Source organism: Variovorax sp. 01N425 (genome assembly GCF_056399465.1).
Genome location: NZ_JBFTRJ010000002.1, coordinates 447277 through 461813, shown reverse-complemented (window position 1 = coordinate 461813; position 14537 = coordinate 447277). Strand labels below are relative to the sequence as shown.

General features: G+C 64.3%; 22 protein-coding genes and 1 tRNA gene. 5 read left to right on the top strand and 18 right to left on the bottom strand.

The features are described from left to right. The 3 genes from AC1DSC_RS05335 to AC1DSC_RS05325 are packed head-to-tail and all read left to right on the top strand — an operon-like array spanning nucleotide 1 to nucleotide 3223. Nucleotides 1-1194, top strand: coding sequence for an acyl-CoA dehydrogenase family protein (locus tag AC1DSC_RS05335; RefSeq protein ID WP_018905175.1), 1194 nt, complete (start codon nucleotides 1-3; stop codon nucleotides 1192-1194). 5 nt (nucleotides 1195-1199) lie between these two features. Next, nucleotides 1200-2828 (top strand): AMP-binding protein, encoded by a 1629-nt coding sequence (locus AC1DSC_RS05330; protein ID WP_436288204.1) that lies wholly within the window; start codon nucleotides 1200-1202, stop codon nucleotides 2826-2828. Next, nucleotides 2825-3223, top strand: a complete 399-nt coding sequence (locus tag AC1DSC_RS05325) for a RidA family protein (protein ID WP_015867791.1) — start codon at nucleotides 2825-2827, stop codon at nucleotides 3221-3223. Before AC1DSC_RS05330 ends, AC1DSC_RS05325 begins: the two co-directional genes overlap by 4 nt. A gap of 152 nt (nucleotides 3224-3375) precedes the next feature. Here the strand turns inward: AC1DSC_RS05325 and AC1DSC_RS05320 are convergent. The 18 genes from AC1DSC_RS05320 to rplN form a co-directional block, all read right to left on the bottom strand. Then, a tRNA-Met gene (locus AC1DSC_RS05320) sits at nucleotides 3376-3452 on the bottom strand. An 18-nt stretch (nucleotides 3453-3470) separates the two neighbouring features. Then, nucleotides 3471-3869: a 50S ribosomal protein L17 gene (rplQ, locus tag AC1DSC_RS05315; RefSeq protein WP_015867792.1), complete on the bottom strand. Its 399-nt coding sequence runs from the start codon at nucleotides 3867-3869 to the stop codon at nucleotides 3471-3473. An 83-nt stretch (nucleotides 3870-3952) separates the two neighbouring features. After that, the gene (locus tag AC1DSC_RS05310; protein ID WP_009124827.1) at nucleotides 3953-4942 is read right to left on the bottom strand and encodes a DNA-directed RNA polymerase subunit alpha; all 990 of its coding nucleotides are present in this window, start codon (nucleotides 4940-4942) and stop codon (nucleotides 3953-3955) included. Between the two features lie 128 nt (nucleotides 4943-5070). Continuing rightward, nucleotides 5071-5694, bottom strand: coding sequence for a 30S ribosomal protein S4 (gene rpsD / locus AC1DSC_RS05305; RefSeq protein ID WP_013544104.1), 624 nt, complete (start codon nucleotides 5692-5694; stop codon nucleotides 5071-5073). Nucleotides 5695-5824: 130 nt separating this feature from the next. Beyond that, entirely contained in the window at nucleotides 5825-6229 is a 405-nt protein-coding gene (gene rpsK, locus AC1DSC_RS05300) for a 30S ribosomal protein S11 (protein WP_009124825.1), read from the bottom strand. A gap of 12 nt (nucleotides 6230-6241) precedes the next feature. Continuing rightward, entirely contained in the window at nucleotides 6242-6607 is a 366-nt protein-coding gene (gene rpsM, locus AC1DSC_RS05295) for a 30S ribosomal protein S13 (RefSeq protein WP_013544105.1), read from the bottom strand. A gap of 23 nt (nucleotides 6608-6630) precedes the next feature. After that, a complete protein-coding gene (rpmJ, locus tag AC1DSC_RS05290) occupies nucleotides 6631-6744 on the bottom strand; it encodes a 50S ribosomal protein L36 (RefSeq protein WP_013544106.1) in 114 nt (37 codons plus the stop codon). Nucleotides 6745-6818: 74 nt separating this feature from the next. Beyond that, complete coding sequence (secY, locus tag AC1DSC_RS05285; protein WP_015867793.1) at nucleotides 6819-8132, bottom strand: preprotein translocase subunit SecY; 1314 nt, start codon at nucleotides 8130-8132, stop codon at nucleotides 6819-6821. Between the two features lie 26 nt (nucleotides 8133-8158). Continuing rightward, nucleotides 8159-8590, bottom strand: a complete 432-nt coding sequence (rplO, locus tag AC1DSC_RS05280; RefSeq protein ID WP_015867794.1) for a 50S ribosomal protein L15 — start codon at nucleotides 8588-8590, stop codon at nucleotides 8159-8161. A gap of 11 nt (nucleotides 8591-8601) precedes the next feature. Next, on the bottom strand, nucleotides 8602-8787 hold the full coding sequence (gene rpmD, locus AC1DSC_RS05275; protein ID WP_009124818.1) for a 50S ribosomal protein L30: 186 nt from the start codon (nucleotides 8785-8787) through the stop codon (nucleotides 8602-8604). A gap of 35 nt (nucleotides 8788-8822) precedes the next feature. Further along, nucleotides 8823-9341 carry a 30S ribosomal protein S5 gene (gene rpsE, locus AC1DSC_RS05270; RefSeq protein WP_015867795.1) on the bottom strand — a complete coding sequence of 173 codons (519 nt, stop codon included), beginning with the start codon at nucleotides 9339-9341 and terminating at the stop codon, nucleotides 8823-8825. Between the two features lie 18 nt (nucleotides 9342-9359). After that, nucleotides 9360-9725, bottom strand: coding sequence for a 50S ribosomal protein L18 (gene rplR, locus AC1DSC_RS05265; RefSeq protein WP_021012927.1), 366 nt, complete (start codon nucleotides 9723-9725; stop codon nucleotides 9360-9362). 14 nt (nucleotides 9726-9739) lie between these two features. Further along, the gene (gene rplF / locus AC1DSC_RS05260) at nucleotides 9740-10273 is read right to left on the bottom strand and encodes a 50S ribosomal protein L6 (RefSeq protein WP_013544111.1); all 534 of its coding nucleotides are present in this window, start codon (nucleotides 10271-10273) and stop codon (nucleotides 9740-9742) included. Nucleotides 10274-10297: 24 nt separating this feature from the next. Then, nucleotides 10298-10693, bottom strand: a complete 396-nt coding sequence (gene rpsH, locus AC1DSC_RS05255) for a 30S ribosomal protein S8 (protein ID WP_015867797.1) — start codon at nucleotides 10691-10693, stop codon at nucleotides 10298-10300. A 20-nt stretch (nucleotides 10694-10713) separates the two neighbouring features. Next, the gene (gene rpsN / locus AC1DSC_RS05250) at nucleotides 10714-11019 is read right to left on the bottom strand and encodes a 30S ribosomal protein S14 (RefSeq protein ID WP_015867798.1); all 306 of its coding nucleotides are present in this window, start codon (nucleotides 11017-11019) and stop codon (nucleotides 10714-10716) included. 8 nt (nucleotides 11020-11027) lie between these two features. Further along, nucleotides 11028-11567 carry a 50S ribosomal protein L5 gene (rplE, locus tag AC1DSC_RS05245; protein ID WP_013544114.1) on the bottom strand — a complete coding sequence of 180 codons (540 nt, stop codon included), beginning with the start codon at nucleotides 11565-11567 and terminating at the stop codon, nucleotides 11028-11030. A gap of 11 nt (nucleotides 11568-11578) precedes the next feature. Beyond that, a complete protein-coding gene (gene rplX, locus AC1DSC_RS05240) occupies nucleotides 11579-11911 on the bottom strand; it encodes a 50S ribosomal protein L24 (protein ID WP_015867799.1) in 333 nt (110 codons plus the stop codon). Between the two features lie 13 nt (nucleotides 11912-11924). Beyond that, entirely contained in the window at nucleotides 11925-12293 is a 369-nt protein-coding gene (gene rplN / locus AC1DSC_RS05235; RefSeq protein ID WP_009124801.1) for a 50S ribosomal protein L14, read from the bottom strand. Between the two features lie 247 nt (nucleotides 12294-12540). Here rplN and AC1DSC_RS05230 point away from each other — a divergent pair, with 247 nt between their 5' ends. Both AC1DSC_RS05230 and proC read left to right on the top strand, forming a co-directional pair. Then, nucleotides 12541-13683 carry an esterase-like activity of phytase family protein gene (locus AC1DSC_RS05230; protein ID WP_436288205.1) on the top strand — a complete coding sequence of 381 codons (1143 nt, stop codon included), beginning with the start codon at nucleotides 12541-12543 and terminating at the stop codon, nucleotides 13681-13683. Next, nucleotides 13680-14537 (top strand): pyrroline-5-carboxylate reductase, encoded by an 858-nt coding sequence (gene proC, locus AC1DSC_RS05225; protein ID WP_369663749.1) that lies wholly within the window; start codon nucleotides 13680-13682, stop codon nucleotides 14535-14537. The genes AC1DSC_RS05230 and proC overlap by 4 nt, the downstream gene beginning before the upstream one ends.

Here is a 14537-nt window from a genome sequence, read left to right as displayed (position 1 = left end):
ATGATGGCCAAGATCCCCGCACCGCCCTCGACAACGCACCTCGCGCTGCCGTTCTTCGATGACGCGCATCGCGCGCTCGCAAGCGAGCTGCTGCCCTGGTGCGCCGCGCAGGAAGTCGACGAGCGCGACGACCGCGCGGCCTGCCGCGAATGGGTGCGCCGCCTCGGCGACGGCGGCTGGCTGCGCTATGCCGTGCCCGGCAGCGCTGGCGGCGCGCTGGAGCGCCTCGACTCGCGCGCGCTCGTGCTGCTGCGCGAGACGCTCGGCTACCACTCGCCGCTGGCGGACTTCGCGTTTGCGATGCAGGGGCTGGGCAGCGGCGCGATCACGCTCGCGGGCACGCCCGAGCAGCAGTCGCACTACCTCACAGCTGTGGGCAAGGGCGAGAAGATCGCGGCCTTTGCGCTGAGCGAACCCGATGCGGGCTCCGACGTGGCTGCGATGGCGATGCGCGCCGAAGCCACGCCCGACGGCTGGCGCCTCAACGGCGAGAAGACCTGGATCAGCAATGGCGGCATCGCCGACTTCTACTGCCTGTTCGCCAAGACCGATCCCGCGGGCGGCACGCGCGGCATCACGGCGTTCATCGTCGATGCAACCGCCGCCGGCCTCGACACCTCCGGGCACATCGACGTGATGGCGCCGCACCCGCTCGCCACGCTGCGCTTCCAGGACTGCATCGTGCCGCGCGCGGCGCAGCTCGGCGAACTCAACGGTGGTTTCAAGCTCGCGATGCGCACGCTCGACATCTTCCGTGCCTCCGTTGCGGCGGCGGCATTGGGCATGGGACGCCGCGCGCTCGCCGAAGCCGTCGCGCATGCAAAGGGCCGGCGCATGTTCGGCCAGACGCTCGCCGACTTCCAGCTCACGCAGGCCAAGCTCGGCGAGATGGCCGCGCTGATCGACAGCGCCGCATTGCTCACCTACCGCGCCGCATGGATGCGCGACGACGCCGAACAGCGCGGCGCTCCCGCGGTGGGCGACGTGTCGGCCGCCGCGGCCATGGCCAAGATGTGCGCCACCGAGAACGCGAGCCGCGTGATCGACATGGCGCTGCAGATGCACGGCGGCCTTGGCGTGAAGGTTGGCACGAAGATTGAAAGCCTCTACCGCGACATCCGCTCGCTGCGCATCTACGAAGGCGCGACGGAGGTTCAGCAACTGATCATCGGCAAATCCGTTTTGCGGGGATAAACATCGTGTCAGCCCAAGTCGACCGCTTCGTTCACGACCGCCTGCCGCCCGCCGAGCAGCTGCCGGTCTTCCGCTACGACCTTCCGGAGCTGCAGCTGCCCGATCAGCTGAATCTGGTCGAGGAGCTCCTGGACAAGGCGCCCGCCAAGGGCTTCGGCGACAAGCCGATGCTGCGTTCGCCCGCCGGCACGCTGACCTATTCGCAGGCCGCCGTCGAGGTCAACCGCATCGCGCAGGTGCTGGTCGAAGACCTCGGCCTCGTGCCCGGCAACCGCGTGCTGCTGCGCGGCGGCAACTCGGTGGCCATGGCGCTGTCGTGGCTCGCGGTGGTCAAGGCCGGCCTGATCGCGGTGGCCACCATGCCGCTGCTGCGCGCCAAGGAACTGGGCGAGATCATCGAGAAGGCGCGCCCCGTGGCGGCGCTGTGCGACGGGCGCCTGCTCGACGAGCTCGTGCTGGCGCAGCGGGAGCATCCTGTGCTCGCATCGGTGATCGCGTTCAACAAACCCGATGCGCCCGATTCGCTGTCGGCACGCGCGGCCGGCAAGAGCGGCGTGTTCACCGCCTGCCCCACGGCGTCGGACGACATCGCCCTGCTCGCGTTCACCTCCGGCACCACAGGCAAGCCCAAGGCACCGGTCACCACGCACCGCGACGTGCTCGCGATGTGCCAAACCTGGCCGCGCCATGTGCTGCAGGCGCGCAGCGACGACATCGTGATCGGCTCGCCGCCGCTGGCCTTCACCTTCGGGCTCGGCGGCCTGCTGGTGTTTCCGATGTGGGCCGGCGCCTCGGTGTACTTTGCCGATGCGCCGTTCACGCCCGAAGGTTTGGTGCAGCTCATCAACGAGGTCGGCGCGACCATCTGCTACACGGCCCCCACCTTCTATCGCCAGATGGCGCCCTTCGTGCGGCAGCACGGCGCGCCGAGCCTGCGCATCTGCGTGAGCGCGGGCGAGGCACTGCCCGACGCCACGCGCCAGCTCTGGAAGGAAGCCACCGGCATCGAGATGCTCGACGGCATCGGCGGCACCGAGGTGTTCCACATCTACATCTCGGCCGCCGGTGACCAGGTGCGCCGCGGCGCGGTCGGCAAGGTGGTGCCCGGCTTCACCGCCAAGGTGGTGGACGACCAGGGCAACGAAGTGCCGCGCGGCACGGTCGGCAAGCTGGCGCTGCAGGGCCCCGTGGGCTGCCGCTACCTGGACGACCCGCGCCAGGCCGACTACGTGAAGAACGGCTGGAACTACCCCGGCGATTCGTTCGTGCAGGACGACGACGGCTACTTCTTCTACCAGGCGCGCGCCGACGACATGATCATCACGGCCGGCTACAACGTCGGCGGGCCCGAGGTCGAGGATGCGCTGCTCAAGCACCCGGCCGTGGCCGAGTGCGGCGTGATCGGCAAGCCCGACGCCGACCGCGGCATGATCGTGAAGGCCTTCTGCGTGCTCAAGCCCGGCCATGAAGGCGACGCGGCGCTCGTCAAGGCGCTGCAGGACCATGTGAAGGCCACCATCGCGCCCTTCAAATACCCGCGGGAGATCGAGTTCGTGCCGGTGCTGCCGCGCACCGAGACCGGCAAGCTCCAGCGATTCAAACTGAGACAACTCAACGAGACCACCCCATCATGATGAACAAACTCTTGCAGCCCCCGGGCTGGTTGCCCCCCAAGGGCTATGCGAATGGCGTGGCCGCACGCGGCACCATGGTGTTCGTCGGCGGCCAGATCGGCTGGAATGCACAGCAGCAGTTCGAGTCGGACGACTTCATCGAGCAATGCGGCCTGGCGCTGCGCAACATCGCCGAGGTGCTGCGCGAAGCCGGCGCCGGCCCCGAGCACATGGTGCGCATGACCTGGTACGTGACCGACCGCGACGAATACAGCCGCCGCCTCGGCGAACTCGGCCCGGTGTACCGCGATGCGATGGGGCGCAATTTCCCGGCCATGACCTGCGTGCAGGTGGCGGCGCTGGTCGAGCACCGCGCCAAGGTCGAGATCGAGGTCACGGCGGTCATTCCAGACTGACGGAACGCCTGCGGGAAGCCGCCCGGTGCGGCGCAAACAAGAATGCCCTCTTCGCGAGGGCATTTTTCATGGCATGGGTGCATGGATCTGCCGACCTGAAGATCGGCGGGCCAAAGAAAAAGGCCCTTTGAAATTCAAAGGGCCTTTTAAATTGGTTGCGCGAGCAAGATTTGAACTTGCGACCTTTGGGTTATGAGCCCAACGAGCTACCAGGCTGCTCCATCGCGCGGCAAGATGGAATTATACCTTATTCAGCAGCGCCTTGCTCGGCGGCTTCTTCTTTAATTTCAGGACGGTCGACCAGTTCGACCAGTGCCATGGGTGCATTGTCGCCAACGCGGAAACCCATCTTCAGGATGCGGGTGTAGCCGCCCGGACGCGCTGCGAAGCGCGGGCCGAGTTCGCCGAAGAGCTTGACGACGCTGTCGCGGTCGCGCAGGCGGTCGAAGGCCAGGCGCTTGTTGGCAACCGTGGGCTTCTTGGCGAGCGTGATCATCGGTTCGATGACGCGGCGCAGTTCCTTGGCCTTGGGGACCGTGGTCTTGATGACTTCGTGCTCGATGAGCGAATTCATCATGTTCTGCAGCATCGCAAGGCGGTGCGAGCTGGTGCGGTTGAGTTTGCGGAGTCCGTGTCCGTGACGCATGGTGCTTTCCTTTACTTTATTAAACAGGCAGCCGTATCAGGTACTGCCCGGGCACGAGCCCTCAGGGGCTCAATTTTCAAAAATCAACGCTTGTCGAGGCCGGCCGGCGGCCAGCTTTCAAGCTTCATACCCAAGGTCAGGCCGCGCGAGGCAAGCACTTCCTTGATTTCGTTGAGCGACTTGCGACCCAGGTTCGGGGTCTTGAGCAGCTCGTTCTCGGTGCGCTGGATCAGGTCGCCGATGTAGTAGATGTTTTCGGCCTTCAGGCAGTTGGCCGAACGCACGGTGAGCTCGAGCTCGTCGACAGGGCGCAGCAGGATCGGGTCGAATTGCTGTGCGCTGCGCGGTGCCGGCGCATCGAATGCAGCCAGTTCGCCGCCTTCGAGCTGCGCGAACACGGCCAGCTGTTCGACCAGGATTTTAGCCGAGGCGCGCACGGCGTCTTCGGCCGTGATCGCACCGTTGGTTTCGATCTCGACCAGCAGCTTGTCCAGGTCGGTACGCTGTTCGACACGGGCGCTTTCGACCGTGTAGCTCACGCGCTTGACGGGCGAGAACGAGGCGTCCAAGACGATGCGGCCGATCGACTTGGTCGGCTCGTCGGCATAGCGGCGCATCGTGCCGGGCACGTAGCCGCGGCCCTTTTCGACCTTGATCTGCATATCGAGCTTGCCGCCTTGCGACAGGTGCGCGATCACGTGGTCGGGGTTGATGATCTCGACGTCGTGCGGTGTCTGGATGTCCGACGCCAGCACCGGGCCTTCGCCGTCCTTGCGCAGGCTCAGCGTGACTTCGTCGCGGTTGTGGAGCTTGAACACCACGCCCTTGAGATTCAGCAGGATGTTGACGACATCTTCCTGCACGCCATCGATCGACGAGTACTCGTGCAGCACGCCGGCGATCGTGACTTCAGTGGCCGAATAACCGACCATCGACGACAGCAGGACGCGGCGCAGCGCGTTGCCGAGCGTGTGGCCGTAGCCGCGCTCGAAAGGCTCGAGCGTGACCTTGGCCTTGTTGGCGGCAAGTTGCTCGACCTGGATGGTCTTGGGTTTCAGCAGGGTGGTTTGCATGCAGACTTCCTCTCAATACCCCCGGCTCGTTACACCGGTAAGGCTGGTGAAGCACCCGTCGGGAGTGCCTCCCGATGGGAACAAAAAAATCAAAAGCGGACCGCAAAGCGCGGCCCGTTGTCGCCCGCTTAGCGCGAGTACAGTTCGACGATCAGCGATTCGTTGATGTCAGCTGCGAATTCGTCGCGATCGGGCACCTTCTTGAAGGTACCTTCGGCCTTGTCGGCGTTCACTTCGACCCAGGCCGGGATACCGACCTGCTGGGCGAGCTGGAGCGCTTCGGCAATGCGGGTCTGCTTCTTCGACTTGTCGCGAACGGCGATCACGTCGCCGGTCTTCACCAGGTACGACGGGATGTTGACCGACTGGCCATTCACCGTGATCGCCTTGTGCGACACGAGCTGGCGTGCTTCGGCGCGCGTCGAGCCGAAGCCCATGCGGTAGACGACGTTGTCCAGGCGCGATTCGAGGATGAACAGCAGGTTGGCGCCGGTGTTGCCACGGCGGCGGTCGGCTTCTTCGAAGTAGCGGCGGAACTGCTTCTCGAGCACGCCGTACATGCGCTTGACCTTCTGCTTTTCGCGCAGCTGCAGGCCGTAGTCGGAGGTACGCTGACCCGAAGTGCGGCCATGCTGGCCGGGCTTGGAATCGAACTTGGCCTTGTCCTGGATGGAGCGGCGGGCGCTCTTGAGGAACAGGTCGGTGCCTTCACGGCGGGAGAGTTTGGCCTTGGGGCCGAGGTAGCGTGCCACGATTTTTCCTTTGTGTCATCTGCCGCAGTTGCCTGCGGGAGCCATCGGCGAAGACGCGGATGGCGGTGGGCTTAGTAAAAAAACAAATGCGCAGCCGCTCAAAAGCCGGCTGCGCCTTGCGGACTGACGATCAGATGCGGCGACGCTTCTGGGGACGGCAGCCGTTGTGCGGAACGGGCGTCACGTCGGCAATGGAATTGATCCGGATGCCGAGCGCAGCCAGTGCGCGCACCGACGATTCGCGACCGGGGCCGGGGCCCTTGATCTCGACGTCGAGGTTCTTGATGCCTTGTTCGACAGCAGCACGGCCGGCCACTTCGGAAGCCACCTGCGCAGCGAACGGGGTCGACTTGCGCGAGCCCTTGAAGCCCTGGCCACCCGACGAAGCCCACGACAGGGCATTGCCCTGGCGATCGGTGATCGTGATGATGGTGTTGTTGAACGAGGCATGCACGTGGGCGATGCCGTCCGCAACGTTCTTGCGAACCTTCTTGCGAACGCGCTGTGCGGCGTTGTTTGCAGGTGCTTTAGCCATGCTGGTCTATCCTTATTTCTTCAGGGACTGCGCTGCCTTGCGCGGACCCTTGCGGGTGCGGGCATTGGTGCGCGTGCGCTGGCCGCGCATCGGCAGGCCGCGACGGTGACGGAAGCCGCGATAGCAGCCGATGTCCATCAAACGCTTGATGTTCATCGTCGTCTCGCGACGCAGATCGCCTTCGATGGTGAACAAGGCGATCTGGTCGCGGATCTTTTCGAGATCGGCGTCAGTCAGGTCCTTGATCTTCTTCGAATATTCGATGCCGCTCGCTTCGCAGATCTGACGGGCGCGGGTGCGACCGATGCCGAAGATGGCGGTCAGGCCGATTTCAGCGTGCTTGTGCGGCGGAATGTTGATGCCAGCAATACGTGCCATGTGCGTCCTCTAATACTCTTCAATCAACCCTGGCGCTGCTTGTGGCGCGGGTCGGTGCAAATCACACGCACCACACCTTTACGGCGGATGACCTTGCAATTACGGCAGATGGTTTTGACCGAAGCCGAAACTCTCATTTCATTCTCCTAAAACTGTTTAACGTGGCGGTACACCGCCCACACCCAAATTCTCAATACTGAAACTCACAGCCCTACGATGTCTTGAAGTTGGCCTTCTTCAGCAGCGATTCGTACTGCTGGGACATCATGTAGTTTTGCACCTGGGCCATGAAGTCCATCGTGACGACCACGATGATCAGCAGGGAGGTACCACCGAAGTAGAACGGGACGTTGTACTTCAGGATCAGGAACTCGGGCAGCAGGCAGACGAAGGTGATGTACACCGCGCCAGCCAACGTCAGGCGAACCAGAATCTTGTCGATATAGCGAGCGGTCTGGTCACCCGGACGGATGCCCGGAATGAATGCACCGCTCTTCTTCAGGTTGTCGGCCGTTTCCTTGCTGTTGAACACGAGTGCCGTGTAGAAGAAGCAGAAGAAAACGATCGCGGCAGCGTACAGCAGCACGTAGATCGGCTCGCCCGGACGCAGAGCGCCGGCCACGTCCTTGATCCAGCCGAAACCACCTTCGCCGGTGCTGAACCAGCCGACCACCGTTGCGGGCAGCAGGATGATCGAGGAGGCGAAGATCGGCGGAATCACACCGGCCATGTTCAGCTTCAACGGCAGGTGCGACGACTGGCCGCCATAGACCTTGTTGCCGACCTGGCGCCGCGCATAGTTCACGAGGATCTTGCGCTGGCCGCGTTCGACGAACACCACGAAGTAGGTGACCAGCACCACGATCGCGATGATGAACAGCGCAATGATCGGGTTCATCGCACCGGTCGTCACCAGCGAAGCGAGGCCGCCGATGGCGTTGGGCAGACCGGCCGCGATACCTGCAAAGATCAGGATCGAGATGCCGTTGCCCAGGCCCCGTTCGGTGATCTGCTCGCCGAGCCACATCAGGAACATCGAACCTGCCGTGAGGCTCACCATGGCGGTCAGGCGGAAGCCGAAACCGGGCGAGATGACCAGGCCGGCCGAAGACTCGAGCGCCACTGCAATGCTGAACGACTGGAACAGGGCCAGGCCGAGCGCGCCATAGCGCGTGTACTGCGTGATCTTGCGGCGGCCGGCCTCGCCTTCCTTCTTCAATTGCTCGAAGGTCGGAAGCACGTAGGTCATCAGCTGCATGATGATCGACGCCGAGATGTACGGCATGATCCCCAACGCGAACACGGTGAAGCGCGACAGCGCCCCGCCCGAGAACATGTTGAACAGGCTCAGGATGCCGCCCTGCTGGCCCTGGAACAACGCCGCCAGCTGGTCCGGGTTGATGCCCGGCACAGGAATGTGCGCGCCGATCCGATAGACCACGAGCGCGAGCAGCAAGAAGACGAGCCGGCGACGCAGGTCGCCGAACTTGCCTGTCTTTGCGATCGTTGCCGCGTTAGTTGCCACGAAGAACTTCTTTCAGTCCAGTGTGATCAGGCGACGCTGCCGCCGGCTGCTTCGATCGCAGCCTTGGCACCAGCGGTTGCACCCACGCCCGTCAGCTTGACGGCCTTGGTGAGTTCACCGGTCTTGACGATCTTGACGACCTTGGCGAGCTGGCCCACGAGGCCGGCTTGCTTGAGCGCCAGGATGTCCACTTCGGCCAGGCCGAGCTGCTCGAGGGCAGTCAGCGTGACTTCGGCGTTGAACTTCAGCAGGTGCGACTTGAAGCCGCGCTTGGGCAGGCGGCGCTGCAGCGGCATTTGACCGCCTTCGAAGCCGACCTTGTGGAAGCCGCCTGCGCGCGACTTCTGACCCTTGTGACCACGGCCTGCGGTCTTGCCGATACCGGAGCCGATACCGCGGCCGACGCGGCGCTTGGCGTGCTTGGCGCCAGCTGCCGGCTTGATGCCATTGAGTTCCATATCAGTCTCTCTTACAGAACTTTGACCAGATAACTGATCTTGTTGATCATGCCGCGCACCGCCGGGGTGTCCTGCAGCTCGCTCACGCTGTTGAGCTTGCGCAGGCCGAGGCCACGCACGGTCGCGCGATGCGATTCCTTGGTGCCAATCGGGCTCTTGACCAATTGCACCTTGAGGGTTTGTTGTTGCGTCGTCATTTGAATGCTTCCTTCAGCCTTGCGAGAGCTTGCGCTCAGGCGAAGATTTCTTCGACGGTCAGGCCGCGCTTGGCAGCCACTTCGGACGCGGTCGTCGAGTTCTTCAACCCGTCGAGCGTGGCGCGAACCATGTTGTAGGGGTTCGACGAACCATGGCTCTTGGCCACGATGTCGGTGATGCCCATGACTTCGAACACGGCGCGCATCGGGCCGCCGGCGATGATGCCGGTACCCTTCGGGGCCGGGATCATGACCACCGAGGCAGCGCCCCAGTGGCCCGTCACGCGGTGATGCAGCGTGCCGTTCTTGATCGAGATCTTGGCCAGGTTGCGACGGGCTTCTTCCATCGCCTTCTGCACGGCAGCAGGCACTTCCTTGGACTTGCCCTTGCCCATGCCGACGCGGCCGTCGCCGTCGCCCACGACGGTGAGTGCTGCGAAACCGAGGATACGACCACCCTTCACCACCTTGGTGACGCGGTTGATCGCGATCATCTTCTCGCGCAAACCGTCTTCAGGGCCTTCGTTCTGCGTTCTTGCTTGAATCTTTGCCATTTTGAATCTCGTGTCCGTTTAGAACTGCAGGCCGGCTTCGCGGGCAGCGTCGGCCAGCGCCTTGACGCGGCCGTGGTACGCGAAACCAGCGCGGTCGAAGGCGACCTTCTCGACGCCGGCAGCCTTCGCCTTTTCAGCGATGCGCTTGCCGATGGCCGTTGCAGCGGCGGCATTGCCGCCCTTGCCCGAACCGCCGAGCGCAGCGCGCACTTCGGCTTCGGCCGTCGATGCGGTGGCGATCACCTTGGTGCCGTCGTCGGAGATGACGGTGGCATAGATGTGCAGGTTGGTGCGGTTCACCGTCAGACGGGCCACGCCCTGCGTCGCGATGCGGATGCGGGTCTGGCGCGAGCGGCGAAGACGCTGTGCTTTTTTGGTCAACATCATTTTGCTGCCCCTTACTTCTTCTTGGTCTCTTTGATCACGATCTTCTCGTCCGAATAACGGATGCCCTTGCCCTTGTAGGGCTCAGGCGGACGAACAGCGCGGATCTCAGCGGCGATTTGACCAACGCGCTGACGGTCAGCACCCTTGATCACGATTTCGGTCGGCGTTGCAGTGGCCACCGTGATGCCTTGGGGCATGTCGATGTTGACCGGGTGCGAATAGCCGACTTGCAGGTTCAACTTGTTGTTGGACGCTGCAGCCTTGTAGCCGACGCCGACCAGGTTGAGCTTCTTCTCGAAGCCCTTGGTCACGCCAACCACCATGTTGTTCACCAGCTGGCGGATCGTGCCGCTCATCGCGTTCGCTTCACGCGACTCGTTGGCGGGCTCGAAATTCAGCTTGCCGTCGTTGCTGACGACCTTGACCAGGGGGTTGCGTGCAAGGTTGAGCGTGCCGCCCGTGCCCTTGACGCTGATCTGGTCTTCCTTGATCGACACATCCACGCCTGCGGGGATGGTGATCGGCATTTTTCCTACTCGGGACATTTCAGTTACTCCTCGATGTCTCGGTTAGGCGACGTAGCACAGCACTTCGCCACCGACACCGGTAGCGCGCGCCTTGCGGTCGGTCATCACGCCCTTGGGGGTCGTGACGATCGCGACGCCCAGGCCGTTCTGGACTTGCGGAATGGAAGCACTGGCCTTGTAGACGCGCAGGCCGGGACGGCTCACGCGCTCGATGCGCTCGATGACCGGACGGCCAGCGTAGTACTTCAGGGTAATGACGAGTTCGGTCTTGCCGTCTTCGGTCTTGACCTGGAAACCGTCGATATAGCCTTCGTCCTTCAGGACCTGCGAGATCGCGATCTTCACCTTGGAAGACGGGACCGACACAGTGGGCTTCGCCACCATCTGCGCGTTACGGATACGCGTCAGCAGGTCGGCAATGGGATCACTCATGCTCATGTTGTTTGCTCCTGCCTGGCTTACCAGCTGGCCTTGGTGACACCGGGGATGTCGCCATTGAAGGCCAGTTCGCGGATCTTGGCGCGGGCCAGACCGAATTGACGGAAGGTGCCACGGGGGCGACCGGTGATTTCGCAACGGTTGCGCTGGCGCGTGGGGTTCGCGTTGCGCGGAAGCTTCTGCAGGCCCAGGCGGGCAGCAGCGCGCTCTTCGTCGCTCTTCTTCAGGTCGTTGGAGATTGCCTTCAGTTCCGCGTGCTTCGCAGCGTACTTGGCGACCAGCTTGTCGCGCTTGAGTTCGCGTTGGATCAGGGATTGTTTAGCCACGGTGCGCCTCAGTTCTTGAACGGGAAACGGAAACCAGCGAGAAGCGCCTTGGCTTCTTCGTCGGTCTTGGCCGTCGTCGTGATGCTGATGTTGAGACCGCGCAGGGCATCGACCTTGTCGTATTCGATCTCGGGGAAAATGATCTGTTCCTTGACGCCGATGTTGTAGTTGCCACGGCCGTCGAACGCACGGCCGGAAATGCCGCGGAAGTCGCGAACACGCGGCAGCGCGATGGTCACGAAACGGTCCAGGAACTCATACATCTGCACGCCACGCAGCGTGACCATGCAGCCGATCGGCTGGTTTTCGCGGATCTTGAAACCGGCGATGGCCTTCTTCGACTTGGTGACCACGGGCTTCTGGCCGGCGATCTTGGTCAGGTCGGCAACTGCGTTGTCCAGGACCTTCTTGTCGGCGACAGCTTCACCCACGCCCATGTTGAGCGTGATCTTGGTGAGGCGGGGGACCTGCATCGGCGACTTGTAGCCGAACTTTTCCGTCAGGTCTTTCGCGATCTTTTCGCGATAGTGTTGTTGGAGACGTGCCATGTGAGTACCTCTTAGGCGAACTTGATTTCGTCGCCGCTGGACTTGAAGACGCGAACAGCCACGCGCTTGCCGTCAGCACCCTGGGTGATCTTGATGCCCACGCGATCGGCCTTGCCGGTCGCGGCATTGAAGATCGCCACGTTGGATTGGTGGATGGGCATGGTCTTCTCGACGATGCCGCCGGTCGTACCCTTGAGGGGGTTCGGCTTGGCGTGCTTCTTGACGATGTTCACGCCCTCGACGACGAGGTGCGAATCATCCTTGCGCAGCGAGACGGTGCCGCGCTTGCCTTTGTCGCGCCCGGCCAACACGATGACCTGGTCGCCTTTGCGAATCTTGTTCATGGCGTTGTTGTCCTTAGAGAACTTCGGGGGCCAGCGACACGATCTTCATGAACTTTTCGGTGCGCAGCTCGCGCGTCACCGGTCCGAAGATGCGGGTGCCGATCGGCTCCAGCTTGGCGTTGAGCAACACGGCTGCGTTGCCATCGAATTTGACGAGCGAACCGTCGGCGCGACGGATGCCCTTGGCGGTGCGGACCACCACTGCGCTGTAGATCTCGCCCTTTTTGACGCGACCACGCGGAGCGGCTTCCTTGATGCTCACCTTGATGACGTCGCCCACGCTGGCATAACGCCGCTTGGAGCCACCGAGCACCTTGATACACAGGACGGACTTCGCGCCTGTGTTGTCGGCCACTTCGAGCCGGGATTCAGTTTGGATCATTGCTAGTAGTTCCCAACTTGTACCGATGCGCCTCCGGGAGGGAAACGCTGCGGTCAGTCTTGGGCCCGTCGTCCGCACCTCGAACCACTCGAGGCACTTCCGCTTTGGGCTGAAAGCTTCGCCTTTTGAAGCGAAGCCTGCGATTGTTGCACGCAGGCCAAGGCATGTCAACTGCCTTCTGAGATCGAATCGAACTGGAACTAGACTCGGCGGCGTGCGCACCTTCGATCCAGGCCCCATATCGCCCATGCGCCGCCGGCTGCTGGCGGGGGCGGGCGCCATGGCGGCGGGGCTCGCAGGGCTGGGATTGGCCGGCTGCCGCAGTCCGGCCATTCCGCCGGCGGGGCCACAGCGGCTGCGCCGCCTTGCCGAGGCGCACTGGCCGCACCGGCTGAATATACAGGGCACGACCGCCGGCGGCCTCTCGGGCATCGACTACGATGCAAAAAGAAGTGAGTACCTGCTGCTCAGCGATGATCGGTCAGACCTCGATCCTGCGCGTTTCTATGCGGCGCAATGGGCGCCTCCCTGGGCGCAGCCACCCGAACCGAAGGGTGTCGTGCAGCTGCAACGCCCGGGCGGCGGTCCCTGGCCTGCGCGGCGCCGCGCCGAGCCCGGCACCCCGGTTCCGGACCCCGAATCGCTGCGCCTGCGCCCAGGCGCCGGAACCCTGCTCTGGACGAGCGAAGGCGATGTGGGCCGGGGATTCGGCCCGGCCTTGTACGAATCGGCGCGCGACGGCCGCCTGCTGCGCGAGTTCGCGCTGCCGGCCATGTTCAACCCCGATCCGGCCCGGCGCCGCGGCCCGCGCGACAACCTGGGCCTCGAGGGCCTTGCGCTGCCGCCCGACGGCCGCCACGCCTGGCTTGGCATGGAAAACGCGCTGATCCAGGACGGCCCGGTTCCCACCACGAAGGCGCCGGGCGGTCCCTGCCGGCTGACCCGGATCGACCTGGAGACCGGCCAGGCCACGCGCCAGATCGCCTATGTGCCCGATGCGATCCCGCTGCGGCCGCTCATTCCCGGCAGCCATGCGGACAACGGCATCAGCGAGATCCTGATGCTCGACGCCGACCGCATGCTGGTGCTGGAACGCGCCTATGCCACCGGCGCCGGAAACTCGCTGCGCCTGTACGAGATCGATACCCGCAACGCCACCGACGTGCTGGCCATCGACGCGCTCGCCGCGGACAACCACCGCGCCGCGCCGAAGACCCTGGTCGCTGACTTCGCCTGGCTCGGCCTTTCGCGCCTCGACAACACCGAGGGCATGTGCTGGGGACCGCCGCTTTCGGACGGCAAGCGCATGCTGGTGGTCGTGAGCGACGACAATTTCAACCCGCTGCAGACAACCCAGTTTGCGGCATTCGAATACACCGACCGACCATGACCATCGCCGTCACCTTCCTGCCCCGCACCGCACCGCCGCCGCTGCCTCCGATCGCCTTCATCGGCGGCGGCAACATGGCCAGTGCCATCATCGGCGGCCTCATCAAGCAGGGTACGCCCGCCGGCAGCTTCGAGGTGGTCGAGCCCTTCGAGGAGGCCCGCACCAAGCTCGCGCAATCCTTCGGCATTGCCGCTCACGCCGAGGCCGGCGACGCCCTTTCGCGCTGCTCGGTGGTGGTGTGGGCGGTCAAGCCGCAGACTTTCGCGGACGCGGCGGTCCCGGTGCGCGCATTCGCGGCCAACGCACTGCACCTGAGCGTGGCGGCCGGCATTCCGTCGGGCAGCATCGCGCGCTGGCTCGGCAGCGAACGCGTGGTGCGCGCCATGCCCAACACGCCGGCGCTGGTGGGCCAGGGCATGACCGGCCTTTTTGCGCGGGCCGCGGTGGAGGCCGCCGACCGCTCCCTGGTCGGGCAGCTGCTGGCGCCGACCGGCGAGCTGCTCTGGGTCGACGACGAAGCCGCGCTCGATGCGGTGACGGCCATGTCGGGCTCCGGCCCGGCCTACGTCTTCTATTTCATCGAAGCGATGACCGAAGCCGGCGTCGAGATGGGCCTGCCGCTCGAGCAGGCCCAGCGGCTGGCCATCGGCACCTTCACCGGCGCTTCGGCACTTGCGCACAGCGCCACCGAGCCGCCGTCGGTGCTGCGCGAACGCGTGACCTCCAAGGGCGGCACCACCCACGCGGCAATCAGCGCGCTCGAGGGCGCCGACGTCAAGGCGAAGTTCAAGGCCGCCATCCGTGCGGCGCAGAAGCGCGCCGCCGAGCTGGGCGACGAATTCGGCCGCGCCTGA